Source organism: Rhodococcus (subgen. Prescottella) equi (assembly GCF_003013675.1).
Classification (GTDB): Bacteria; Actinomycetota; Actinomycetes; order Mycobacteriales; family Mycobacteriaceae; genus Prescottella; species Prescottella equi.
The window spans coordinates 1,265,630-1,287,906 of sequence record NZ_CP027793.1 but is presented as its reverse complement, the minus strand read 5'-3'; the positions used below and the strand labels follow the sequence as shown (position 1 = coordinate 1,287,906).

Below are 22,277 nucleotides of genomic sequence, written 5' to 3'. Positions count from 1 at the left end.
GTTTCTGAATAGCTGAAGGGCTGAAGGAAGACTCAGAAGGGGCGGTCGCCGACGATCCCGGCGCGCTCCATCTTTCGAACTGCCGGCCAGTAGTCCTGGACCGCGTAGTGCTGCGTCGAGCGGTTGTCCCAGATCGCGACGCTGTTCTTCGTCCACCGCCAACGCACCTGATATTCCGGGATCGTGGCCTGAGTCTGCAGGTACCGCAGCAGATCTCCGGCGCCCGGCGCGTAATCGATTCCGCTCCGGACGTTCTCGGCGGTGTGGAAGTTCGTCAGATGCGTCGTGAAGCTGTTGACGAACAGGATCTTCTCCCCCGTCTCCGGATGGATGCGGACCACCGGGTGCTCCGCATCCGGGAAGCGCTCCTTCAGTTCGAGCCGCTGCTCGATCGGCAGCCGGGCGCCGAACGACGCCTCGATGCTGTGCCGCGCCCGAAGACCCTCGATCCGTTCCTTGACCCGTTCCGGCAGACGCGCGTATGCGAGCGCCATGTTCACCCAGATCGTGTCGCCGCCGACCGCCGGACCCTCCACGCAGCGCAGTACACACCCCATGGGCGGATTCACGCGCCACGTCGCATCACAGTGGTAGGCGTTCTCGAACGCTTCCGGGGCGCTGTCGAGGTCCTTGTAGATCCGGACCAGGCCGGGATGCTCGGGATCGCTTCCGACGACGGGGTGATCCTCGAGCGCGCCGAACCGCTGCGCGAGCGCCACGTGCTCGGCCCTGCTCATGTCCTGGTCACGAAAGAAGAGCACCTTGTGCTCGAGCAGACGCGATTTCAGTTCGGCGAACAGGGCGTCGTCGCGGGACACCTCCCCGAGATCGACGCCGTCAACCTCCGCGCCGATGCTGCAGGTCAAAGGTCGTGCGTCCAGGTTCGCGACGGTCGCCCCGCGACCGCGAACGCGGCTTTCGACAATGGTCATCGCTCTCTCCTGTTCATGCTCGGAAGACGGTTCAGAACGAGAAGACCGACGAGCCGATGCTGATGCCCGACTCCAGGTCTCGGTGGGCCTGTTCGGCTTCCTCGAGTGCGTAGTGCTGGTTGATCTCGATCTGGATGCGGCCGGCCGCAACGTGGCCGAACAGCTCGCCGGCGAGCTCGGCTCGCTCGGCGGGGTCGGCGATGTAGTCGGCGAGCGCCGGCCGGGTCACGAACAGTGAGCCCTTGACCGCGAGTTCCATCGCGTCGATCGGCGGGATCGGGCCCGACGCCGTACCGAAGGCCACCAGCAGACCCCGGCGCGCCAGCGAGTCGATCGACGACTGGTAGGTGGTCTGCCCGATACTGTCGTACACGACCGGCACCCCCGCACCGTCGGTGAGCTCGCGGACCCGTTCGGCAACGTTCTCCCGCTTGTAGACGATGACCTCGCCGCATCCGTGCGCGCGCGCGACCGCAGCCTTCTCGTCGCTCGACACGGTTCCGATGACGTTGATGCCCAGCAGTTTCGCCCACTGGCAGAAGATCAGACCCACGCCGCCGGCGGCCGCGTGCAGCAGGACCGTGTCGCCCGCCTTCAGCGACGGAGCGATCCGACGCAGCAGGTACGACGTGGTGAGCCCGCGCATCGTCATCGCGGCCGCGGTCTCGAACGCGATCCCGTCCGGCAGCGCGATCAGGTGCTCGGCGGGCAGGACGCGCTCGGTGCTGTACGCGCCCAGTGGGCTGCCGGTATAGGTGACCCGGTCCCCCGCCGCGAAGCCCTCCACCCCGGGGCCGACCGCCTCGACGACGCCCGCGGCCTCGACGCCCATTCCCGCCGGCAGCGGGGCCGGGTACAGCCCGGTGCGGAAGTACGTGTCGGCGAAGTTCAGCCCGACTGCCTCGTGCCGGACCCGCACCTCGCCGGGGCCGGGGTCGCCGACGTCCACCGACTCCCACTTCAGGACTTCCGGTCCACCGGTCTCGTGAAAGCGGATCGCTTTGGCCATTGACTTCTCCTTGATCGCGAATCGACGCCCAGCGGCCGGCTCATTCGAGCCGCAGGGCGGAACACCCCGAGCGGCAGGCCTTTTCGAGCCGCGGCGCCGGTGTGACTCAACTGACACGACACTATCGAGCCGGCCCCCCTCGCACATACCCTGCCGGGACATATTTCTTTCCCTTTCGGGACATAGGTGTGACGGGGGCAATATTGCGCACAGCACACCCGGACTCGACTGCGACCGGGCACACACTTACCCTTGCGGGACAGCACGACCATCCCGAGGAGGGTGATACGGGTGGCCAAGCCCCTCGCGCGATATGCGGCGCTCACCGGATATGTCGAGGTCAGCCGCATGCTGGGCATCGACCCGGTTCAGTTGCTGCGGACCGTCGGACTCGATCCGTCGAGCCTCGACCTACAGGACCGGTGGATCCCGGCAGCCTCCGTGGCACGACTACTCGAACTGTCGTCGGCCGCAGCGGGGCGCCCCGACTTCGCACTCAAGCTCGCCGAGCACCGGCGACTGTCCACGCTCGGGCCGCTCAGCGTGAGCATCCGCGAGGAGCCGGACGCCCGCAGCGCACTGCGCATGCTGATCCGGTACCAGCACATGTACAACGAGGCCCTGCACATCCGCATGAGCGAGAGGGACGGGCTGTCCGCGATCCAGGTCAGCATCGAACCCGGCGAGCCGGTGCCGGTTCGGCAATCGGTCGAACTCGCGGTCACAGTGGTGCACCAACTGCTCCGTAACCTGCTCGGAGTGCGGTGGCACCCGGTCTCCGTGTGCTTCGAGCACGGCCGGCCCGCGGACGACTCCACCCACCGGAGAATGTTCGGCACCCCGCCCACGTTCGGCAGCGACTTCAGCGGAATCGTCACCTACACAGGAGATCTGAACGAGCCGAATCGCCTGTCCGACCCCGGGCTGCGAACGTATGCCAAGCAGTTCCTCGACACCCTGTCGGAGCCCGCGGAACCCACCGTGGAGGGGCGAGTGCGCGAACTGATCGAGCTGCTGCTCCCGACCGGCCGATGCTCCATCGACCAGGTCGCCCGAAGCCTCGGCGTCGACCGGCGTACGGTCCATCGCCATCTCGCGAAGTCGGGACAGACCTTCACCACGGTGCTGGACGACACCCGGGCCGAACTGGCGAATCGAATGGTGCGCGGGAGCCGGTACTCCTTCACGGAAATTTCCGAGATGCTCGCATTCTCGACCCCGAGCAGCTTCTCGCGCTGGTTCCATCAGCAGTTCGGCGCCAGCCCCCGGGACTGGCGCAAACAGGCCGCGGCGAACGATGCCGCCCACAGCGGCTCCTGACCCCGGACGCCCGGGACGGGTGCCCGGTCGTCCACGATGTCCCGAGATGCACAGAATGACGTCCCAGTGGGGTAATTAATGCCGGCCGAGACGAGATAACGTGATGTGCGCCACCTTTTGCGGCGCGCTGTAGCGCGCACCACATCCACCCTCGACTTCGGTGAAACGAGCGCTGCCATGACCACGAACCCCGAGCCGACATCCACCCCGACGATCAGTCGCATGCAGCAAGAGGGAAGCTGGAACCCCCTGTGGGACACACTTTCCCGGTGGGATCCCGAATGGACCGAACAGTTCATGGCGATGAACGCGACACCGATCCGACGCGGGGTGTTCCCGCCGGAGTTCGTCGAGTTGCTCAGTATCGCCATCGACGCCGCGGCCACGCACATGTACGCACCGGGCGTGCGCAGGCACATCCGCGCGGCCCTCGAACTCGGCGTCACCCGCGAGCAGATTCTCACCGTGCTCCAGATGGTCAGCGTCCTGGGGATCCACGCCTGCAACCTCGGCGTGCCGATTCTCGCGGAGGAACTGGCCGCGATGGAAGCGCGCCCCTAGACCACCGCCACCGCGGCGACATCGATCCGCGAGTCCTCGATCGCCGCGCCCCCTACCAGCCCATCCGCCTCCAGGAGCCACCATGGGACTGCCCCCCACGTCCATCGAACAGCCGGCCGGAACCGTCGAATCCGACGCACCCGGTGGGACGGCCACCTCCGCGCCCCGCCGCACCCGATCCCGAAGCTATCCCTGGATCGTCGCCGGCCTGGCGTTCGCACTGCTGCTGTCGGACTACATGTCCCGCCAGGTCCTCAGCGCAGTCTTCCCGATGCTGAAAGCCGAATGGGCACTGTCCGATTCCCAGTTGGCATCGTTGACCAGCATCGTCGCGTTGATGGTCGGCCTGCTGACGTTCCCGCTCTCCGTGCTCGCCGACAGGTGGGGTCGGGTCCGCAGCCTGGTCGTCATGGCCGTGATGTGGAGCCTGGCAACGCTGTGCTGTGCGATCGCATCCAACTACGAACAGATGTTGGCCGCGCGGTTCTTCGTGGGCGTCGGCGAAGCCGCGTACGGCAGCGTGGGCATCGCGGTGGTCCTGAGCGTGTTCTCCCCACGGTTGCACTCGTCGCTCAGCGGCGCCTTCATGGCCGGTGGCTCCTTCGGTTCCGTCGTCGGCGTCTCGCTCGGTGGCGTGATCGCCGTGAATGTCGGCTGGCGATGGTCGTTCACAGCGATGGCCGTACTGGGGCTCATCCTCGCCGCGCTGTTCCGCGCGGTGGTCACCGAGTCGCGCCTCGCGAGGTACGCCGTGCACGACGAACCCGTCACTCCGTCCGGTTCCCCCGACCCGACCGCACGCGTCGTGCGCGTGCCCGTGTCCACCCTGTTCACGAACCGCGCCGTGTGGTGCGCCTACCTCGCGGGTGGCTTCCAGATGTTCACCGCAGCCGTGCTGCTGTCGTGGACCCCCAGCTTCTTCAACCGGTATTACGGGATGGCACCGGACAAGGCCGGTGCGGTAGCCGCGCTGTTCGTCCTGTTGGTCGGCACGGGAATGGTGGTGTGCGGCATGATCACCGACCGCGTGAGCCGCACCGATCCCGCGCGGAAGTGGACGACGGCCGTCATCTTCTGCACGATCGCGCTCCTCACGCTCGGCATCGGGCTCCGGCTGGGTACCGGGGCACCTCAGCTGATCCTCCTCGGCATCGGCGCCTTCTTCTCCGCCGGATGCTCGGGTCCCACGGCCGCCATGGTCGCCGGCCTCACCCACGAATCCGTCCGCTCGTCGGCACTGGGTACACTCACCATCGCCAACAATGTTCTCGGTTTGGCGTTGGGCCCCTTCGTCATCGGCATTCTTGCCGATCGACTCGGCCTTCTCGAGTCGCTGCAGCTCGCGCCCCTCTTCTACATCGCCGCCATCGTTGCACTGCTCGTAGGCAAGCGCGTCTACCCCGCGGGACTGCGCAAGCTCGTAGCGCAGAGCACAGCGTCCGCCTGACCCGACGATCGCCGAGACACACAGAGACGGAAAGGTTCTCATGACCAAGATTCACCCATCGGCCGCCGCGGCGGTCGCCGACATCCCGTCCGGGGCCACCCTGGCCGTCGGAGGGTTCGGGCTGTGCGGCATTCCGGACGTCCTGATCGCTGCCCTCGCGGCCGGCGCGGAAACCGCGTTCGAGGTGTTCTCCAACAACTGCGGAACCGACGGGCACGGTCTGGGGATCCTCCTCGAGACAGGCAGGATTCGACGTGTCACGGCGTCGTACGTCGGGGAGAACCGGGAGTTCGCGCGCCAATACCTGTCGGGGGAACTCGAGGTGGTGCTGACCCCGCAGGGCACACTCGCCGAGAAGTTGCGCGCCGGCGGGGCGGGGATACCGGCCTTCTTCACACCGTCGGGCGTCGGCACCCTCATCTCCGAGGGCGGCCTGCCGTGGCGCTACGCGCCCGACGGCTCGGTGGCCCTCGCGTCCCCGCCCAAGGAGGTGCGCGCGTTCGGTGGTCGCGACTACGTGCTGGAGGAGTCGATCACCGCCGACTTCTCGCTGGTGCACGCGATGGTCGCGGACACCGCCGGCAACCTGGTCTTCAACAAGGCCGCGATGAACTTCAACCCGCTGGCCGCGATGGCCGGCCGAGTGTGCATCGCCCAGGCCGAGGTGATCGTCGAGGCCGGCGAACTCGATCCGGAGCAGGTGCATCTGCCGGGAATCTTCGTCGACCGGATCGTCCATATCGGACAGCAGGACAAGAAGATCGAGAAGCGGACCGTCTCGGCCGCGAAGGAGGGCACCCGATGACCGCGGTGGTGGAGACCGTCGGCTGGACGCGCGAGCAGATGGCCGCGCGGGCCGCGTTGGAACTGGCGTCGGGCGAGTACGTCAACCTGGGAATCGGCCTGCCCACGCTGATTCCGAACCATCTGCCGGGCGGCGTCGAGGTGACGCTGCACAGCGAGAACGGCATCCTCGGCACTGGTGCGTACCCGACCGAGGCCGAGGTGGACCCGGATCTGATCAACGCCGGCAAGGAGACCGTGACCGTCGACGCCGGTGCGTCGTTCTTCGACTCCGCCACCAGTTTCGGGATGATCCGCGGCGGCCACATCGACACGGCGGTGCTGGGCGGGATGCAGGTGTCCGCCACCGGCGACCTCGCGAACTGGATGGTGCCGGGCAAGATGGTCAAGGGCATGGGCGGCGCGATGGACCTGGTGCACGGCGCCCGCAAGGTGATCGTGCTCATGGAGCACACCGACAAGGCCGGGGCGTCGAAGATCGTCGAACGCTGCACCCTCCCCCTCACCGGGCGCGCGGTGGTCGACCGCATCATCACCGATCTCGCAGTGATCGACGTAACCGACACCGGTCTGGTCCTTCGGGAATGCGCTCCGGGAGTGACCGAGGACGCGGTCCGCGCGGCGACCGACGCCGTCCTGCTCTGACGCGCGGGGGTGGGCTGCACACGGATGCAGCCCACCCTGCCGTCAGCTGGTGGCGCGGCTACGCATCGCGTCCACGAACACGCCGGGAATCTCCGCAGGCGTGCGCGCGACGTGACTGGTTCCGCCCGTGGCGGCCGAGATCTTCTGCAGCACAGCCGCATCGGCATCCTCGGTGATGCCGATGGTGACGATGATGACCGGGCGTGCCGGGTCCTGCTCCCGCTTCAACGTGGCGAGCAGTTCGTCGAGCGAGATCGTCGACGGGTCCTCGTTGGCGCCGTCGGTGAGCAGGATGACGCTGTTGATCGCGGCCGGATCGTAGCCCTCCTTGACCTTCCGGAAGGCGGCGAGCGTCGTGTCGTACAGTCCGGTGCCGCCCTTGACGAGCGAGGGCAGCGTGCGGACGGCATCGGTCAGGCGCTGCCGGTGGCTGACCCCGTCGACCGTCTCGTCGAGGCGGCGGATCGGGGCGAGTTCCTTGTAGTCCTGCGAGCCCCCACCCAACCCGATCGAGAACGCCCACAGACCCAGTTGCGCGTTGTCGGGGAACAGTCGGGCGCCCGTCTCGCTGGCCTGGACCGTCAGCGCGATCCGAGTCTCCGGGCCGGCCTGCTCGGCCATCGAACCCGAGACGTCCTCCACCACGAGCGCGCGGGACGGCAACGCCAGCACCGCATACCGTCGGAGAACCTGAGCCGTCTCCGTCGGATCCTCCACGGTCAGCACCGCGACATCCCCCACGCCGCGGCCGGCGTCGAGCGGAGCCCGGTCCGGGGCGCGGAACCCGCGCTGCGCCAACGCGGCCCGGCCCGCGTCGGATCCCATCACCTCGGCCAGCGCGACGCCCGCACTGCGGGCGTCGTCGTGCTCGGACCCCGGCGCGGTGGCAACGACCGGATAGTCGAGGAACACCGCACCCGAGTTCGGAGTGGTCGCCTCGAGGCGCACCGCCGAGTCGCCCGCGTTCTGTCCCGCCACCTGCTGCTCGGTGGCGATGGCGATCCCGCCGTCCGATGCCACCGCCGCGAGCCGCGCGGCCGGGTCGGTCTGATGCATGTTGGCGGCCTGCGCCTGGGCGAGCGGAACCAGCGCTCCGGGCACCGCGTCGCCCGGGACGGTGCCGGCGGCGGACTCGGACAGCGCACCGACGATGGGGGCACCCGAGACGGTGCTGGTGAGCGGGTCGCCGATCCGCAGACCCTGCAGCTGCAGAGCGCTCAGCCAAGTTGCGAAGAACGGCATGTCGCCCTCGCGCGCCGCGATGACGACCGGCGTCGTGGCGATCGACGGGGCCGCGACGTCGAAGAGTGTGCCGGTTCCGCTGCTCGCCTTCGCGACCCACTGCGTCGAATCCGGAATCCACAGGTCCGGCCCCGACTGTTGACCGGGCGACCCGAGCGGTTCCATGCCGGACGCGGCCTCGATCCGGAAGCTGCGGCAGCCGAGGTCCTCCGCCGATGTCGCCGAAGTCACCTCGGTGAGCACCGGCGAGATCGACGGGTCGGCGGCCACCACGAACTCGGTGACCGAATCGCATCCGCCGCCGGCGACGGCGTCCACCGCGAAGTACGCCCCCACACCCACGACGACCACCGCAGCGAGGCCGATCGCCCCGTACTTCACCGACGGCGACGCCGCCGCGGTGGATTTCGCGCGCGGCGCGCTGTGACGACCGGCCATGTCTTCGAGACCTCCGTAGGGATCGCGTTCCGGCCGGGCCGCCGGTCGCGTTGTGCGGGTTCCGCCGAATCAGGCGTAGAGAGTGACGAACTTCTGCAGCGAGCCCTCGATGTCGCCGCGCAGCGCCTTGGCCACGCCCGACCCGATGGGTCCGAACAGGGGTGCGCCGCCGAGGTCGATGTCGAGCGCGACGACGGCGCCCACCGTGGACGGTTCGACGCTGAGGACGAGGCCGAGCTTCACGCCACCCTTGCCGTCGCCCTTCAGGACCAGGCTCCGCGGCGGGTTGTACTGCTTGAGCGTCCACGTCACGCGATTTCGCAGGCCTTTGACCGTGACGACCGAACTGACGACGGTGCCGGTGCTCAATTCCGCGGGCAGATCGCTACGCCAGCCCTCGTGGATGCTGAGCCACTGCTCGAACTCGGTGAGGTCCGACGCCCGGTCCCACGCGTCCTCGGGGCTCATCGGCACGTCGACGGACACCTTCAGCTTGGCCATTGTCGGATCGTAACCAAAAGGTGACGTAGACGACAGTGCGCCCCGTGACGCGGCTGCGTCACGGGGCGCCCCGGGAAGCCCGGACGGCCGCTAGTGGGCCACGGCCTTCTCGACGCCGACACCGGTGAGGGAGCGGACCTCCATCTCGGCCTGCTTGAACGGATCTTCGAGCTTGTTCCGTCCCACCCAGGTACCGACGATGCCGAGCGCGAACGCCAGCGGGATCGACACGATGCCGGGGTTGGCCAGCGGGAACCAGGCGAAGTCGACGTTCGGGAACATCGACGTCTTGGCGCCGGAGACGGCCGGCGAGAAGACGATGAGCACCAGGCAGCTGATCAGGCCGCCGTAGATGCTGAACAGCGCGCCGGTGGTGTTGAACTTCTTCCAGAACAGCGAGTACAGCAGCGTCGGCAGGTTCGCCGACGCGGCGACGGCGAACGCGAGCGCGACGAGGAACGCGATGTTCTGTCCCATCGCGAGGATGCCGAGGACGATCGCAACGATGCCGATGACGACCACGGTGATCCGCGAGACCCGGACCTGCTCCTCCTCCGACGCCTTGCCGCGCTTGATGACGCTGGCGTAGATGTCGTGGGCGAACGACGCCGACGCGGTGATCGCCAAGCCGGCGACGACCGCGAGGATCGTCGCGAACGCGACCGCCGAGATGATGCCCAGGAAGATCGTGCCGCCCAGTTCGAACGCCAGCAGCGGCGCCGCCGAGTTCTCCTTGCCGGGAGCGGCCAGGATCGTATCGGGGCCGACCATCTTCGCGGCGCCGTAACCGAGGACGAGCGTGAACAGGTAGAACGCGCCGATCAATCCGATCGCCCACGTCACCGAGCGGCGGGCCTCCTTGGCGGTGGGCACCGTGTAGAAGCGCATGAGCACGTGCGGCAGGCCCGCGGTGCCGAGGACCAGGGCGATACCGAGCGAGACGAAGTCCAGCCGCGACATGTCGCTGATCCCGTACTTGGCGCCCGGTGCGAGCACGTCGCGCCCGGCGACGGCCTCGTTGGCGGAGCCGTTGACCATGTTCTGCGCGTCGGCCAGCAGCTGCGAGAAGTTGCCCTTCACCGCGAACAGCACCAGGACGAACATGATGCCGGCGCCCGCGATGAGCAGGACGGCCTTGACCATCTGCACGTACGTGGTGCCCTTCATGCCGCCGATCAGCACGTAGACGATCATCAGCACACCGACGACCGCGACGACGATCGCCTGTCCCGCGAAGTCCTTGATGTTCAGCAACAGCGCGACCAGGCCGCCCGCACCGGCCATCTGCGCGAGCAGGTAGAACAGCGAGACGACCAGCGTCGACAATGCCGCCGCCATCCGCACCGGACGCTGCTTCAGCCGGAAGCTCAGAACGTCGGCCATCGTGAATCGTCCTGTGTTGCGAAGCAGTTCGGCCACCAACAGCAGCGCGACGAGCCACGCGACGAGGAACCCGATCGAGTACAGGAACCCGTCGTATCCGTACACCGCGATGGCGCCGGCGATACCGAGGAACGACGCCGCCGACAGGTAGTCACCGGCGATGGCGAAACCGTTCTGCGGGCCGGAGAACTGGCCGCCGCCGGTGTAGAAGTCCGACGCCTTCTTCGTCGATTTGCTGGCCCGGATCACCAGGGTCATGGTGCCGACGACGAACGCGACGAAGATCGCGATGTTGAACAGCGGATTGCCGACATCCGTTGCCGGAGCGGACTGTGCGAGCGTGGTGATCACCGGGCCGGTCCTTCCAGTTCCTCGCGGATCGCCGACGACCGCGGATCGAGTTCACGGTTCGCGAACTTCACGTACAGGGCGGTGATGACGAACGTCGTCACGAACTGGCCGAGACCGAGCACGATTCCGAGGTTGACGTTGCCGAACACCTTGGTGGCCATGAAGTCCGGCGCGTACGTCGCGAGCAGGACGTAGCCGGCGTACCACGTGAGGAAGAACGCGGTCATCGGAAAGACGAAGCGCCGCAGCCGGTGCCGGAGTTCCTGGAACTCCGGGCTCGCCTGCATGTCGAGGAACGCCTGCGCGTCGGGCGTGGGCCGCTGCGGCGGCGCTCCCGAGCCGAGGTCGGTGGTGGTCATGATCGGGCTCCTCCGATGGCGGGCGACGGGCGTCGCGGGGTGTGCGAAGCGACGCTAGTGAGAGCCAGATCACAGGAGAAGGGTGTGGTGCCAGTCACACGCCGAGCTGTCGACGCGTGCGCCGAACGGTAGCCGCCACACGACGAACGGTCGGCTCCCGAACCCTGCGACCGAGCGAACGAACGACCCGATTTCCACACTCACTGACACCGTGTCCAGTTAGTCTGACGCCTGTCATCGAGACGCATGACGTGCCGGTCGACTCTCAGCGAGGAGTGGATATGGGTTTCTCTCTCGTGATCTCCAACGGGACAGTGGTGGACGGGACCGGCGGTGAACCCTTCGTCGCCGACGTCGGGGTCCGGGACGGCTCGATCGTGGCCGTCACCCCGGGAGGCGAACTCGCCGATGCGGACGCCGACGAGGTGATCGACGCGACCGGACTGCTCGTCACCCCGGGGTTCGTCGACATCCACACCCACTACGACGGCCAGGTCACGTGGGACCCGATGCTCACGCCCAGCTGCTGGCACGGTGTCACCACCGCGGTGATGGGCAACTGCGGCGTGGGATTCGCTCCGGTGGCCGACGCCGACCGCGAATGGCTGATCGGCCTCATGGAAGGCGTCGAGGACATTCCCGGTGCCGCGCTGTCCGCCGGGATCCGCTGGGGCTGGCAGTCCTTCCCGCAGTACCTCGACGCGCTCGACCGGCTGCCGCTGGCCATCGACGTGGGCACGCACGTGCCGCACGGAGCCGTGCGGGCGTACGTGATGGGCGAGCGCGGTGCCCGCAACGAGGCGGCGTCGGCCGAGGACATCGCGCTGATGGCCAAGCTGGTCCGTGAGGGCGTCGAGGCCGGGGCCCTCGGCTTCTCGACGTCACGCACCATCGTGCACCGGGCGATCGACGGGGAACCGGTACCGGGAACCTTCGCTGCCGAGGACGAACTGTTCGGCGTCGGGCAGGCGCTGGCCGCCGCCGGAACCGGGGTGTTCGAACTGGCACCGGCCGGCATCATGGGCGAGGACCTGGCGGCCCCCGACCGCGAACTCGACTGGATGCTGCGGTTGGCCGAACTCACCGGGCGGACAGTGTGTTTCGGCCTGATGCAGCACGACAACGTGCCGAACGACTGGAAGCGACTGCTCGACGCCGCTGCCGCCGCGTACGAGGCCGGAATTCCCCTGCGCCCGCAGGTCCCGGCGCGCCCGCTGGGCCTGCTGACCGGCTTGCAGACGTTCAACGCCTTCCACACCCGGCCGACGTACCTCGCGGCCGCCGCGCGCGCCGACGGCGACCTCGACGCCCTGGTGGCCGCGCTGCGTGACCCGGCGACCCGGCGCGCGATCCTCGACGAACCCGATTCGCCCGACAATCGGATGCCGTACCTGAGCAGACTCGACCGGACGTTCGATCTCGGCCACCCGCCGCGGTACGAACCCGATCCCGACACCAGCCTCGCCCGCGAGGCCGAGCGCGCCGGGCGGGATCCGTTCGCGTACGCCTACGACCTCATGCTCACCGACGGGGGCCGCGCGTTGTTCTTCCGGCCGCTGCTGGGGTACTCGGACTTCACGCTCGACCCGACCCGGGAGATGCTGATGCATCCCGCGACTGCGATCGGCCTCGGCGACGGCGGCGCGCACGTGGGAGCCATCTGCGACGCGTCGAACACCACGTTCATGCTGACGCACTGGGCGCGCGACCGCAGTCGCGGCGACCTGATCCCGCTGGCGACCGCGGTCCGGAAGATGACCCTCGACACCGCGACGATCTACGGACTCGGCGATCGCGGCGTGATCGCCGAGGGCAAGAAGGCCGATCTCAACGTGATCGATTTCGAACGGCTGCAGCTGCAGTCGCCGACGATGGTGCACGACCTGCCGGGCGGCGCCCGGCGCCTGCTGCAGGGCGCCGACGGCTACCGCGCGACGATCGTCTCCGGTCGGGTGGTGCTCCGCGACGGCGTCGACACCGGGGCCCGCCCCGGCGCCCTGATCCGCGGCTCACGCTGAGAGCTGCCCTCACGTCGCGGGCCGCGGGTTCACCACCACGCGTTCGCGGCCCGGACCGGGCGACCGGTGGGCGCGGCGTCGGACCGCTCGAGATACAGCAGCCCGTCCCGCTCCTCGGTCGTCCAGGAGCGGATCGGCAGCAGCTTGGGTGACCCGCCGACGCACTTGCCCTTGCCGTTCCAGCGCCACCGGTGGGCGGGGCAGTCGATGGTGTCCCCCACGACCCGGCCCTTGCTGAGATCGGCGCCCATGTGGGGGCAGCGGGAATCGAGGACGTTGATGCCGCCCGCCCGGTCGGAGTAGACGACGAGATCGGTGTCGAATGCCCGGACGGCGTGGGGCTTTCCGTCGCGGTAGTCGTCGGCGGTTCCGAGGCAGTGCCAATCCGACACGGGGTCTCCTTCTTCCGGGCGTGAGCGCGGGCAGCACACGCAGACCCGTCACGTTCGCCGATACCGGCGACGGGCGTCAATCGCCGGACCCACCTACCGGAACCCGGATCACGTCGATCGCAGGTCGTCCTCGCGGTCGCGGCCCATGCCCAGTCGTTCCGGCGCGTGCATGCGGGTGAAGATCCGGCCCACGTCGCGAGGGATCTGCCGCCGGGTGGCGAGGCTGACCGACACCATCGCCGCGAACGACAGCGGGACGCTGACCGCGGCCGGGTAGCCGATGAGCACGGACGGCCAACCGTTCCAGAGGTTCTCGGAGGGGACGCCGAGCACCGCGAGCAGGGCCGCTCCCCCGCCGGTCACCAGCCCGACGACGAGACCGGCCGTCGCTCCTGCGGCAGTGAGTCCGCGCCACCAGATCCCGAGGACCAGCAGAGGGCACAACGTCGAGGCCGCGACCGCGAACACCAACCCGACAGACCGGGACAGGTCGAGCGACGCGGCCCCGAGCGCCAGGATCAGCGGTACCGCTCCGGCGAGGACCGCGGCGACCCGGAAGTCCCGGACCCGACCGCGCAGCACGTCGGTGCTGAGGACACCGGCGATGCTCACCAACAGCCCCGACGACGTGGACAGGAACGCCGCGATGGCGCCGGCCGCGACCAGCGCGGCGAGCAGTTGGCCGCCCCACCCGGAGAACACCGAGACCGGGAGCAGCAGGACGGCCGCGTCCGACGTGCCCGTGATGAGCAACTGCGGGACGTACAGTCGCGCGAACACCCCGAGCAGGACCGGGAACAGGTAGAACACGCCCACCAGAGCGATCACGACCAGTGACGTCAGGCGGGCCGCGCGCCCGTCCGGGTTGGTGTAGAAGCGCACGAGGACGTGCGGCAGACCCATCGCGCCGAGGAACGTCGCGAGCATCAGCGAGTACACCTGGAACATCGGGTGCGGACCGCCGAAACCGCCACCCGGATCGGCCCACCCGGCGCCGTCGGCGGGAGCGCCGGCCACCACCGGGACCGGTGATCCCGCGGGCAGCACCAGCGTCGTTCCCTTCCCCAGTTCGTGCCGGCCCGCGCCGAGTCGGACGTCGCCCGACACCGCTCGGTCGTCGAGTCGTCCGTGCACCGTCACGTCGGTCGCGACGGCGACCTGCACCACGACGTCGGTGGTGACGTCCACCGACGTCTGCGTCGCGACGGTGGGCGGGGCGGGTGCTCCCACCGACTGCTGGTCGGCGAAGAAGTGCCCGGCCAGCACCAGCGCGGGAACGGCGACGGCCGTCAGCTTGAGCCAGTACTGGAACCCCTGGACGAACGTGATCGACCGCATGCCGCCGCCCACGACGTTGCCGATCACGATGATCCCGACCACGACGATGCCCACCCAGCCGGGCACGCCCAGCAAGATGTTCAGCGTCAGACCCGCGCCCTGGAGCTGCGGCACCATGTACAGCCCGCACACCAGCGCCACCACGATCATCGCGACACGGCGTACCCGCACGGAACCGAGCCGGAATTCCGCGAAATCGGGGACGGTGTACGCGCCGGAGCGGCGCAGGGGCGCCGCGACGAACAGCAGCAGCCCGAGGTAACCGGCGGTGAACCCGATCGGATACCACAGCGCGTCCGCACCGTACTTCGCGATGAGGCCGGCGACACCGAGAAACGAGGCGGCCGAGAGGTACTCACCCGAGATCGCCGCCGCGTTCCACCGCGGCCCGACACTGCGCGACGCCACCAGGAAGTCGGAGGTGGTGCGCGCCAGACGCACCCCGTAGATCCCGATGCCGACGGTCGCGACGGCCGCGGCGACGAGCGCGAACACCGTCAGGAGGGGAATGGGCTGTCCGGTCATCGGCGCCGCCTCAGTCGTCGACCAGGTCGGCGAAGTCCTGTTCGTTGCGCTCTGCCGCGCGGATGTAGAACCAGCCCGCCCCCAACAGAATCGGCAGCGGGACGCTCACCGCGAGCAGCCACGGCAGACGGACCCCGAAGACCACGACGTCGGCGACGTCGGGGAACACGAGCAGCAGGACGGGCACCACCGCGAACAGCAACCCGACTGCCGCCGCGACCCGCGCGGCGAGGCTCAGCTGGGCCCGGACGAGCCCGCGGATCATCGCGTCGCCGATCTCCGTCTGCTCCTGCACTTCCACGCGGGTGCGCACCATCCGGGCGCCGCGCCGCTTGGCGAGCACCACCCGTTCGCGGGCGGGCGGAACGGCACCCGGCGACGTCACCTCGACGTCCAGTTCTGACGCGGACCGCGGATGAGTTTGTCCTTCAGTTCCCGGGTGTGCCGACGACTCACCGGCAACTCCACCGACGGCGCGGTGCCCTGCGGACGCAGGCACACCACGAGCCCGGAGCCGACGCTGCGGATGCCGGTCACCTCGGCGAGCGACACGAGGTACGAGCGGTGTACCCGCAGGAACCCGGCATCGGCCCAGCGACTCTCGAGCGACGAGATGGGGATGCGTACGAGGTGCGATCCGGTGCCGGTGTGCAGGCGCGCGTAGTCGCCGTCGGCCTCCACCCACTTGACCGTCGACCGCGGCACCAGTGTCGTCACACCGCCGAGTTCGACGGGGATCACCTCGTCGGCCGACGAGTCGTCGTCGGCGTCGTCCTTCGCTCGGCGTCGACGCTCGACGATCCGGCGCACCGACTCCGCGAGCCGCTCCTCGCGCAGCGGCTTGAGCAGATAGTCGACGGCACCGAGGTCGAACGCCGCGACGGCCCGGTCCTCGTGCGCGGTCACGAACACCACCGACGGCGGGTTCGCGAACTGAGTGAGGATCCCCGCCAGCTCCAGACCGTCGAGCCCGGGCATGTTGATGTCGAGGAAGACCGCATCGATGCCGCCGTCCCGCAGGATGCGCAGCGCGGTGGTGGCGTCTCCCGCGGTGAGGATCTCCCCGATCTCGTCGCGGGCACGGAGCAGAAAAGCCAGCTCGTCGAGGGCAGGTCGCTCGTCGTCGACTGCCAGCACGGTCAGGAGGCCGTCAAAGGGCCGGTCAGAGATCTCGTTCACAACGGATCCATCGTGCCATGTCGCGGGGACCCTCCGGACCGGACAGGCCGACGGCCCGTCAGGCCCGGATGCCGGGACGGAACTTGGGGACCCGCATGCTGACCTTGGTCCCGGCGCCGGGGGCCGTTTCCACCACCAATCCGTAGTCGTTGCCGAATGCGGCGCGGAGCCGGTCGTCGACGTTCGCCAGGCCCACGTGCGCGGCCTCCGATGCGCTCGGCCCGCCGGTCCCGGACGCGACCGCGTCGAGTTCCCCCGACCGGAGCAGTTCCGGGTCCATGCCCACGCCGTCGTCCTCGACGCTGATGACGCAGTCCGGCCCGGCGTCGGACGCCACGATCGAGACGGTGCCGCCGGCCGACTTGCCGGACAGCCCGTGCCGGACCGCGTTCTCGACCAGCGGCTGCAGCGCGAGGAAGGGCAGCACGACGCTGAGCACCTCGGGCGCCACCTGGAGCCGCACCTGCAAGTTGTCCCCGAAGCGGGCCCGCTCGAGCGTCAGATAGCGGTCGATGTTGCGCAACTCGTCCGCCAGCACGGTGTACTCGCCGGCGGACCGGAACGAGTAGCGGGTGAAGTCGGCGAACTCGAGGACCAGTTCCCGCGCCCGTTCCGGGTCGGTGCGCACGAACGACGCGATCGTGCCGAGCGCGTTGTAGATGAAGTGCGGGCTGATCTGCGCCCGCAACGCCCGTACCTCGGCGCGGTCGAGCCGCGCACGGGACGAGTCGAGCTCGGCCAGCTCGAGCTGACCGCACGCGTACCGGGCGACCTCGGTGAGCGCGCCCAGCATCGCCGGCCCCGGTTCGGTGGTGGTGACGACGGCGAGCGCACCCACGACGCCGGTCCCCTCGATCAGCAGCGGTTGCGCGACGAGGGCTCGTACGTCGTGGTCGCCGGTGCCGCGCTCGAGATCACCGTGGCCGACCAGGACGCGCCGGCCGTCGTCGATCGCGCGTCCGGCCACGGCCGTCACCTGCGCCGACAGCCCCTCGTGCGGTCCCGTCCACGCCAGCAGACCGCCGTCCGGTCCCAGGATCGCGAGCGACTGTGCCCCGGTCAGCACCCGCAGATGCGGCGCCGCCTCCCGCGCCGACGTCTCGTCGAGGCCGCGGCGCAGCGGACGTGCGGCCAGCGACGCGGTGTGCAGTGTGTCGTGCACGGCGCGTTCGGCGGGCGTGGTGAGCACGCGGCGCGTCCGCATCGCGACATAGGTCAGCGACACCGCGACCGCGACGACGATCGCGGTCCAGACGAGCGGGCTCACCGTGGCGCCTGCCCCACGCACGTGGAGCTCGCGGGGACCCCGGCGAACCGGTCCGAGATCCACTCCACGGCACCGGGCAGTGCCTTCGCGTCGGCGTGCACGTCGTCGGGGCGATAACGCAGTTCGACGACGTCACCCTGCCCGCACGCACGGCCCACGGCCGCGGTGGTCCAGTCGGGGCGGATCAGGTTGTCCCGCCCGGCGACCACCACGAGCAGCGGACCGGACGCCGGCTGCTGCGGCAGAGCGTCCGCGGTGAGCCACTCGCGCATCCGCGCGACGTCTTCGTCGCTGCGCGGCAACGTGTCCGCCGGCGTGAGATTCAACGCGACCGACAGCTTGCGCGACGCGAGGGCACCCGTGCACGACCGGATCACGTCACGGTTGTCGGCGAGCGGGCCGCGGATGTAGGCACTGGCATCCAGGTCGGGATGCGAGACCGCGAGACCGTCGAGCAGCATGGGCAGGAAGATCTGTTGCGGAACATCGAGATTCGGTGGGCCGTCCGACACGATGGGGCTGAGGTCTGCGGGCGGCGACAGGCTGGCGGCTCCGACGAACTCGAGGCCGTCGCCGTACCGACCGGCGCGTTCGGCGGCCGCCCACGCCGCCTGGCCGCCCTGCGACACCCCGATCGCCGCCCAGCGGGTCGACGCATCGGGCACGAGGGTGCGCGCGGCACGGACCGCGTCGATCAGGTTGTAGCCCGCGGTGATCGGTTCGAGGTAGGGGTGCGGGCCGTCGGTGCCGAGGCCCTCGTAGTCGGTGACCGCGACGACGTAGCCGCGGGCCAGCAGGTCACGCACCAGCCCGGCCGAACCCAGCAGGTTGCCGTGCCGCGACGGCGCACAGTCGTCGAGCAGTCCGGTGGTGGGGTGGCCGACGGTGACGACCGGCCACCCGCCCGCGGGCGCCCGGCCGGGCGGCACGAACACCGTGCCCGACACCTCGGTGCCGCGCCCGTCGATGCCGGACGTCGACCGGTACAGGATCTTCTGCCCCGACAACCCTTCGCCGGTGAAGGGTTCGGCGGCGGTGACCAGGCCGCGCTCGGCGGGGTCGGGCGCCGCCACGGATTGCGAGGTCTGCGTAGCAGTTGTCCGCGGCGTCCGGTCGTCGGCCGTGGCGGAGCAGCCCACCAACGCGGCCGCGCACAGCAGCACCGCGAGCAACGCACCGGTTCGAGTCACGGATCGATTGTGCCCGTCACGACCCCGACTCAGCCACGACGACGCCGCACCCGCTGTTCGGCGGCCGCTTCCTCGATGTCGCGGGACTCCAGTTCGGCGCGCAGCACCTCGTCGTCGAGCACACCCTCGTCACGGGCGGCGATCAGCGCCGTGCGCTGGGTCTGCAGGACCCGGCGCCGCACCGAGTCGAACAGCGCCCCCGCCTGCTTCAACGTGATGTCGTTGCCGTCGTCGTCGCCCTCTGCCTCCTCCACCTGAGCCTGCGCGCGGACCGACATCCGCACCCGGTCGAGCGCGCGCACGAACTGCTCCGGGTCGGCGCCGGCGGGCGGGTCGGCCGCCACCTCGGCGAGCGCCCGGTCCGCGGCGTCCGCGGCGATCCGGCGGGCGAGCAGCGTCTGCTGGTGGGCCCGCTCGAGTTCGGCGGGATCGGCGACGTCGAGTCGGCGGATCATGAACGGGATGGTGGCGCCCTGGATCAGCAGCGTGCCGACCGCGACCACGAACGCGATCGCCTGGATGACGCCGCGTCCGGGGAACGGATCACCGGCCGCGGTGAGCACCGGGATACCGCCCGCCGCGGCGAGGGTGACGACTCCGCGCATGCCCGCCCACGACACCACCAGTTTCTGACGCCAGTTCAGGGTCGGCCCGGTGGACCCGGTGCGACGCGGGGCGAACCGCAGGTGCGTCGGACCCCAGTTGAGGAACACCCAGATCGGCCGGACCAGGATCACGACCGCCAACACCGCGAATCCGTAGGCGAAGATGTGGTGGACCGGCAGTCCCTCGTCCGCGACGTCCTCGATCACGAACTTCAACTGCAGTCCCATGTACGCGAACACGAACATCTCGAGCAGCAGGTCGAGGGTCGTCCACAGCGACCGTTCCTGTAGCCGGGTGGGAATCGAGACGTTGGTCGCGTGATGGCCCATCACGAATCCGGCGACGACGACCGCGAGCACGCCCGAGGTGTCGAGCGACTCCGCCGCGAGGTATGCGGCGAACGGCAGCACCAGTCCCAGAACGGTTTCGAGTGGCGAGTCGTACATGCGGGCCCGCACCCAGCGCACGACCGTGGCCATCACGACACCGACGCCCACGCCGCCGGCCACCTCGTACAGGAAGAACAGCACCGGCTGCTCGACGACGACCCGGGTGCCCGCGACGGCGGCGACGCTCACCGTGAACAGGGTGAGCGCGGTCGCGTCGTTGAGCAGTCCCTCACCGGTGAGGATCGCCAGGACGCGTTTGGGCAACCCGAGTTTTCGGCCCACACTGACCGCGCTGACGGCATCCGTCGGGGAGACCACCGCGCCGAGGACGAGCGCGGCACCGAGCGTGAACTCGGGCACCAGCCAGTTCGCGAAGAACCCGACGGCGAACGCCGTCACCAGCACCAGCCCGACGCCGAAACGGAGGATCGAGGCGAAGTTGCGGCGCAGGCTGGCCATCGAGAAATCGAGCGCCGCCGAGTACAGCAGTGGCGGCAACACGACACCGAGGATGATCTCGGGATCGAGTTCGAGCCGCGGCATCCCCGGAATGAAGGACGCCGCCGACCCGAACGCGACGAGCACGAGCGGAACCTGCAGGTCCCGCCGCTTCGCCAGGCTCGTCACCGCGATGGCGACGATCATGACGAGCAGTACGAGTGTCAGATGCACCCGTCGATTGTGCAGCCGACTACACCGAGACGGGCAGCCGACTCACACGGCTACTCCTTCGGCGGCACGACCTTCTTGGCAGCCTCGGCCGCCTTGTCGATCTTGTCGCTGTACTTGCCGCCGGTCTTGTCGTCGGCGAGGTCCGCAGCCTTGTCGATGACGCCCTGCACCTTGTCGGAGTGCTCGGCGGCGAGTTCCTGACCCTTGTTGACCAGGCCCTTGACTGAATCCATGAATCCCATGGACACATTCTCCCCCAAATCACGCGGGGAGACCGGTGCGTCAGGCCGGGCCGGGGACGGGCAGCGCACTCGAACCGTCGGCAGCCCGCGCCCACCGCGGCAGGATGAAGACGCCCTCCGCCTCGACGCAGACACCGTCGGGACCGGCCAGGTGTCCGGTGACGAACGTCTTGACCCCCTCGATGCGGTCCACGCACGCCTCGAGGTGCAGCTTCCCGAGCGGGGTGGGCTTGCGGTAGCGGAGTGTCAGTGTGCCGGTCATACCGGGCGCGCCGCCGTGCTCGGCGGCCTCGCCGAGCACCTGGTCGAGCAGCAGCGCCGAGATGCCGCCGTGCGTGAGCCCGGCCGGCCCCTCGTACTGCATCCCCAGTTCGACGTCCGCCCACACGCGCCCGTCCGGTTCCCGCTGGATCCGCAGCGGCGGCGCCACCGCGTTGCGCAGCCCGACCACGGCGTTCCCCCATGCCCGCCGGTTGCCCGCCGCGTTCCACCGGACCCCGTACGGCTGCGGGCGGGTCCTTTTGGACAGCAGCGCCTTCGCGGCCTCGAGGTGTTCCCGCGCCTGCCGGATGTCGTCGTCGTCGGACTCGGTCGACAGCGCGAGTTCGACCAGGTCCCGGACGCTCCCGGTGAGGTCGCCGTAGAACTCCGCCTCCCGCGCGATCTCCTCGTCCGTCAGGTCCTCGAAGACGTACAGACCCTGCTTGCTGTCGACCGATTCCGTCACCAACGCCTCATTCCCGCATGCAATCGATGTGCATCATGCACGTGACGTGGACAATACCGAGGGCTGCGTCACACCATCTCGGCGCACCAGCGTGCGGAGCTGGCCGACGGGATCCGGTCGTGGCGGCCGGCGGGAACGATGCTCGGGAGCAGCACCTGCCACATCTCGTCGACGCGCCCGTCGAGATCGGAGAACCAGGTGCGCACCCGCGATACCAACTGGGCCCCGGTGATCGCACCGATGAGGTGGCGTCCGAGGACCGCGGGGGCCACCCGGTCGCTGATGTCGCCCTGCTCGACGGCCCGCGCCGCCAGACGCGTCGCCCAGTCCGTCCACGGCTGGAACGGGTCCGTCGGTGCGTCACCGAGAGCATCGGTCACACCGAGTTCCACGGTGAGGCGGATCCCGGCACGTACGAGGGGGTTACTCGTCTGGCGCGCCATCTCGTGGCACAGCATCACCATCTGCTCGAGCGCCGACGCATCGGTGGCCGCGATGGCCTCGATCGAACGTTCGGCAAGGCGGTGCTGCTCACGGATGATGTGCCGGGCCAGGCCGTCCTTGGATCCGAAGTGGAAGTAGAGCGCACCCTTGGTGATTCGGGCGCTCTCCACGATCTCCTCGACCCGCGCGCCGTAGTAGCCGACGCGGTCGAAGACCTCCGATGCCCGGAGCACGATGAGCTGTCGGGTCGCGACGGCACGCGCCTGTCGTGCCACTGCCTACCTCCACAGAGTCCC

General features: G+C 69.4%; 22 protein-coding genes. 6 read left to right on the top strand and 16 right to left on the bottom strand.

Going from position 1 to position 22,277, the window contains the following annotated elements:
• Positions 1-32: 32 nt before the first annotated feature.
• Together C7H75_RS06210 and C7H75_RS06205 are read right to left on the bottom strand one after the other, a co-directional pair.
• On the bottom strand, positions 33-932 hold the full coding sequence (locus tag C7H75_RS06210) for a TauD/TfdA dioxygenase family protein (RefSeq protein WP_106851105.1): 900 nt from the start codon (positions 930-932) through the stop codon (positions 33-35).
• Positions 933-963: 31 nt separating this feature from the next.
• Entirely contained in the window at positions 964-1,941 is a 978-nt protein-coding gene (locus C7H75_RS06205; protein WP_022594453.1) for a quinone oxidoreductase family protein, read from the bottom strand.
• Positions 1,942-2,232: 291 nt separating this feature from the next.
• Here C7H75_RS06205 and C7H75_RS06200 point away from each other — a divergent pair, with 291 nt between their 5' ends.
• From C7H75_RS06200 to C7H75_RS06180, 5 genes are all read left to right on the top strand, one after another.
• Positions 2,233-3,261, top strand: a complete 1,029-nt coding sequence (locus tag C7H75_RS06200) for an AraC family transcriptional regulator (protein ID WP_106851104.1) — start codon at positions 2,233-2,235, stop codon at positions 3,259-3,261.
• A gap of 177 nt (positions 3,262-3,438) precedes the next feature.
• Positions 3,439-3,822 (top strand): carboxymuconolactone decarboxylase family protein, encoded by a 384-nt coding sequence (locus tag C7H75_RS06195; protein ID WP_084865967.1) that lies wholly within the window; start codon positions 3,439-3,441, stop codon positions 3,820-3,822.
• Positions 3,823-3,904: 82 nt separating this feature from the next.
• A complete protein-coding gene (locus C7H75_RS06190; RefSeq protein WP_106851103.1) occupies positions 3,905-5,269 on the top strand; it encodes an MFS transporter in 1,365 nt (454 codons plus the stop codon).
• Positions 5,270-5,309: 40 nt separating this feature from the next.
• On the top strand, positions 5,310-6,074 hold the full coding sequence (locus C7H75_RS06185; RefSeq protein WP_106851102.1) for a CoA transferase subunit A: 765 nt from the start codon (positions 5,310-5,312) through the stop codon (positions 6,072-6,074).
• A complete protein-coding gene (locus C7H75_RS06180) occupies positions 6,071-6,718 on the top strand; it encodes a CoA transferase subunit B (RefSeq protein WP_022594449.1) in 648 nt (215 codons plus the stop codon). The genes C7H75_RS06185 and C7H75_RS06180 overlap by 4 nt, the downstream gene beginning before the upstream one ends.
• Before the next feature lie 42 nt (positions 6,719-6,760).
• Here C7H75_RS06180 and C7H75_RS06175 read toward each other — a convergent pair whose 3' ends face one another.
• The 4 genes from C7H75_RS06175 to C7H75_RS06160 all read right to left on the bottom strand — a co-directional run bounded on the left by C7H75_RS06175 (position 6,761) and on the right by C7H75_RS06160 (position 10,992).
• Positions 6,761-8,398 carry a VWA domain-containing protein gene (locus C7H75_RS06175; protein ID WP_005514944.1) on the bottom strand — a complete coding sequence of 546 codons (1,638 nt, stop codon included), beginning with the start codon at positions 8,396-8,398 and terminating at the stop codon, positions 6,761-6,763.
• Positions 8,399-8,467: 69 nt separating this feature from the next.
• Positions 8,468-8,899, bottom strand: coding sequence for a type II toxin-antitoxin system Rv0910 family toxin (locus C7H75_RS06170; RefSeq protein ID WP_005514945.1), 432 nt, complete (start codon positions 8,897-8,899; stop codon positions 8,468-8,470).
• A 90-nt stretch (positions 8,900-8,989) separates the two neighbouring features.
• Positions 8,990-10,633 (bottom strand): monocarboxylic acid transporter, encoded by a 1,644-nt coding sequence (locus C7H75_RS06165; protein ID WP_005514946.1) that lies wholly within the window; start codon positions 10,631-10,633, stop codon positions 8,990-8,992.
• Positions 10,630-10,992: a DUF485 domain-containing protein gene (locus tag C7H75_RS06160; protein WP_005514947.1), complete on the bottom strand. Its 363-nt coding sequence runs from the start codon at positions 10,990-10,992 to the stop codon at positions 10,630-10,632. The genes C7H75_RS06165 and C7H75_RS06160 overlap by 4 nt, the downstream gene beginning before the upstream one ends.
• A 281-nt stretch (positions 10,993-11,273) precedes the next feature.
• Here C7H75_RS06160 and C7H75_RS06155 point away from each other — a divergent pair, with 281 nt between their 5' ends.
• Positions 11,274-13,010, top strand: a complete 1,737-nt coding sequence (locus C7H75_RS06155) for an N-acyl-D-amino-acid deacylase family protein (RefSeq protein ID WP_106851101.1) — start codon at positions 11,274-11,276, stop codon at positions 13,008-13,010.
• A gap of 29 nt (positions 13,011-13,039) precedes the next feature.
• Here the strand turns inward: C7H75_RS06155 and C7H75_RS06150 are convergent, their stop codons facing one another.
• The 10 genes from C7H75_RS06150 to C7H75_RS06105 form a co-directional block, all read right to left on the bottom strand.
• Positions 13,040-13,402, bottom strand: coding sequence for a Rieske 2Fe-2S domain-containing protein (locus C7H75_RS06150; RefSeq protein WP_005514949.1), 363 nt, complete (start codon positions 13,400-13,402; stop codon positions 13,040-13,042).
• Between the two features lie 108 nt (positions 13,403-13,510).
• A complete protein-coding gene (locus tag C7H75_RS06145; RefSeq protein ID WP_013415107.1) occupies positions 13,511-15,265 on the bottom strand; it encodes a sodium/solute symporter in 1,755 nt (584 codons plus the stop codon).
• A gap of 10 nt (positions 15,266-15,275) precedes the next feature.
• On the bottom strand, positions 15,276-15,581 hold the full coding sequence (locus tag C7H75_RS06140) for a hypothetical protein (protein ID WP_390892587.1): 306 nt from the start codon (positions 15,579-15,581) through the stop codon (positions 15,276-15,278).
• 65 nt (positions 15,582-15,646) lie between these two features.
• Positions 15,647-16,444 (bottom strand): LytR/AlgR family response regulator transcription factor, encoded by a 798-nt coding sequence (locus tag C7H75_RS06135; RefSeq protein ID WP_041673936.1) that lies wholly within the window; start codon positions 16,442-16,444, stop codon positions 15,647-15,649.
• A 58-nt stretch (positions 16,445-16,502) separates the two neighbouring features.
• Positions 16,503-17,648 (bottom strand): sensor histidine kinase, encoded by a 1,146-nt coding sequence (locus tag C7H75_RS06130; RefSeq protein WP_233281913.1) that lies wholly within the window; start codon positions 17,646-17,648, stop codon positions 16,503-16,505.
• A 59-nt stretch (positions 17,649-17,707) separates the two neighbouring features.
• Complete coding sequence (locus C7H75_RS06125; RefSeq protein WP_084986911.1) at positions 17,708-18,901, bottom strand: lipase family protein; 1,194 nt, start codon at positions 18,899-18,901, stop codon at positions 17,708-17,710.
• 29 nt (positions 18,902-18,930) lie between these two features.
• On the bottom strand, positions 18,931-20,568 hold the full coding sequence (locus C7H75_RS06120) for a Na+/H+ antiporter (protein WP_106851100.1): 1,638 nt from the start codon (positions 20,566-20,568) through the stop codon (positions 18,931-18,933).
• A 50-nt stretch (positions 20,569-20,618) separates the two neighbouring features.
• Positions 20,619-20,810 carry an antitoxin gene (locus C7H75_RS06115; protein ID WP_005514959.1) on the bottom strand — a complete coding sequence of 64 codons (192 nt, stop codon included), beginning with the start codon at positions 20,808-20,810 and terminating at the stop codon, positions 20,619-20,621.
• A 40-nt stretch (positions 20,811-20,850) separates the two neighbouring features.
• Complete coding sequence (locus tag C7H75_RS06110; RefSeq protein WP_022594434.1) at positions 20,851-21,537, bottom strand: PaaI family thioesterase; 687 nt, start codon at positions 21,535-21,537, stop codon at positions 20,851-20,853.
• A gap of 68 nt (positions 21,538-21,605) precedes the next feature.
• Positions 21,606-22,256, bottom strand: coding sequence for a ScbR family autoregulator-binding transcription factor (locus C7H75_RS06105; RefSeq protein ID WP_022594433.1), 651 nt, complete (start codon positions 22,254-22,256; stop codon positions 21,606-21,608).
• Positions 22,257-22,277 lie beyond the last annotated feature (21 nt).

Bases quoted from the DNA above. Each gene is read 5' to 3' on its own strand.
- C7H75_RS06170 (WP_005514945.1), bottom strand. From the start codon at position 8,899: ATGGCCAAGCTGAAGGTGTCCGTCGACGTGCCGATGAGCCCCGAGGAC.
- C7H75_RS06175 (WP_005514944.1), bottom strand. From the start codon at position 8,398: ATGGCCGGTCGTCACAGCGCGCCGCGCGCGAAATCCACCGCGGCGGCG.
- C7H75_RS06185 (WP_106851102.1), top strand. From the start codon at position 5,310: ATGACCAAGATTCACCCATCGGCCGCCGCGGCGGTCGCCGACATCCCG.
- C7H75_RS06190 (WP_106851103.1), top strand. From the start codon at position 3,905: ATGGGACTGCCCCCCACGTCCATCGAACAGCCGGCCGGAACCGTCGAA.
- C7H75_RS06180 (WP_022594449.1), top strand. From the start codon at position 6,071: ATGACCGCGGTGGTGGAGACCGTCGGCTGGACGCGCGAGCAGATGGCC.
- C7H75_RS06145 (WP_013415107.1), bottom strand. From the start codon at position 15,265: ATGACCGGACAGCCCATTCCCCTCCTGACGGTGTTCGCGCTCGTCGCC.
- C7H75_RS06205 (WP_022594453.1), bottom strand. From the start codon at position 1,941: ATGGCCAAAGCGATCCGCTTTCACGAGACCGGTGGACCGGAAGTCCTG.
- C7H75_RS06130 (WP_233281913.1), bottom strand. From the start codon at position 17,648: ATGCGGACGCGCCGCGTGCTCACCACGCCCGCCGAACGCGCCGTGCAC.
- C7H75_RS06195 (WP_084865967.1), top strand. From the start codon at position 3,439: ATGACCACGAACCCCGAGCCGACATCCACCCCGACGATCAGTCGCATG.
- C7H75_RS06155 (WP_106851101.1), top strand. From the start codon at position 11,274: ATGGGTTTCTCTCTCGTGATCTCCAACGGGACAGTGGTGGACGGGACC.
- C7H75_RS06115 (WP_005514959.1), bottom strand. From the start codon at position 20,810: ATGGGATTCATGGATTCAGTCAAGGGCCTGGTCAACAAGGGTCAGGAA.
- C7H75_RS06140 (WP_390892587.1), bottom strand. From the start codon at position 15,581: ATGGTGCGCACCCGCGTGGAAGTGCAGGAGCAGACGGAGATCGGCGAC.
- C7H75_RS06160 (WP_005514947.1), bottom strand. From the start codon at position 10,992: ATGACCACCACCGACCTCGGCTCGGGAGCGCCGCCGCAGCGGCCCACG.
- C7H75_RS06210 (WP_106851105.1), bottom strand. From the start codon at position 932: ATGACCATTGTCGAAAGCCGCGTTCGCGGTCGCGGGGCGACCGTCGCG.